Genomic DNA, 1,174 nt, shown 5'->3' with positions numbered 1-1,174 from the left:
TGACCTGCTCCCCGTTGATTAATACACCACGATGTTAGTAATGTCTTCATAAGCCACATGAGGACATCCCCATGAAGAAGCGTTTTTCCGACGAACAGATCATCAGTATCCTCCGCGAGGCTGAAGCCGGGGTTTCTGCCCGTGAGCTCTGCCGTAAGCACGCCATTTCCGACGCCACCTTTTACACCTGGCGTAAGAAGTATGGCGGTATGGAGGTGCCCGAGGTTAAGCGCCTGAAGTCGCTTGAGGAAGAGAACGCCAGGCTCAAGAAGCTGCTTGCCGAAGCCATGCTGGATAAGGAGGCGCTTCAGGTGGCTCTGGGGCGAAAGTACTGACGACAGACCAGAAGCGGGAAGCCGTGATGTTGATGTGTGATGCGACCGGTCTGTCGCAACGTCGTGCCTGCAGGCTTACAGGTTTGTCCCTGTCGACCTGCCGTTATGATGCTCAGCGTCCGGCTGCTGATGCACATTTATCAGGGCGTATTACTGAGCTGGCGCTTGAACGCAGACGTTTTGGTTATCGGCGTATCTGGCAGTTGCTGCGTAGGGAGGGCCTTCACGTCAATCACAAGCGGGTATACCGTATTTACCACCTTAATGGACTGAGCGTAAAACGCAGACGACGCCGTAAAGGGCTGGCGACCGAACGGTTTCCGCTTCTTCGCCCGGATGCGCCGAACCTTACATGGTCGATGGATTTCGTTATGGACGCACTGGTCAACGGTCGCAGGATCAAGTGCCTGACCTGTGTGGATGATTTCACGAAGGAGTGTCTGACGATCACCGCTGCTTTCGGTATTTCAGGCGTTCAGGTCACGCGTATTCTGGACAGCATCGCGTTGTTTCGGGGCTATCCGGCGACAATAAGAACCGATCAGGGCCCGGAATTTACCTGCCGCGCGCTCGATCAATGGGCCTTTGAGCATGGTGTGGAACTACGGCTTATCCAGCCAGGTAAGCCAACGCAGAACGGATTTATTGAGAGTTTTAACGGACGCTTTCGCGATGAGTGTCTGAACGAACACTGGTTCAGCGATATCGTTCACGCCAGGAAAACCATTAACGACTGGAGGCAGGATTATAACGAGTGTCGTCCACATTCGGCACTGAATTATCTGACGCCATCAGAGTTTGCAGCACGGTGGCGAAATGGAAAATGTGAAGGTAAACAA

At 53.6% G+C, this 1,174-nt stretch carries 1 protein-coding gene; it reads left to right on the top strand.

The genetic code is table 11. The features are described 5' to 3' along the window. Positions 1-71: 71 nt before the first annotated feature. Positions 72-1,174 (top strand): IS3-like element ISRaq1 family transposase gene (locus tag J1781_RS00570; RefSeq protein ID WP_217233042.1). Its coding sequence is split into 2 segments (ribosomal slippage), with 1,104 coding nucleotides annotated over them: positions 72-330 and positions 330-1,174; the frame shifts between segments, so codons are not numbered across the junction. This gene is flagged as partial in the annotation.

It is taken from the genome of Rahnella perminowiae, assembly GCF_019049695.1.
GTDB lineage: Bacteria > Pseudomonadota > Gammaproteobacteria > Enterobacterales > Enterobacteriaceae > Rahnella > Rahnella perminowiae.
This window is presented reverse-complemented; position numbering and strand designations above follow the sequence as displayed.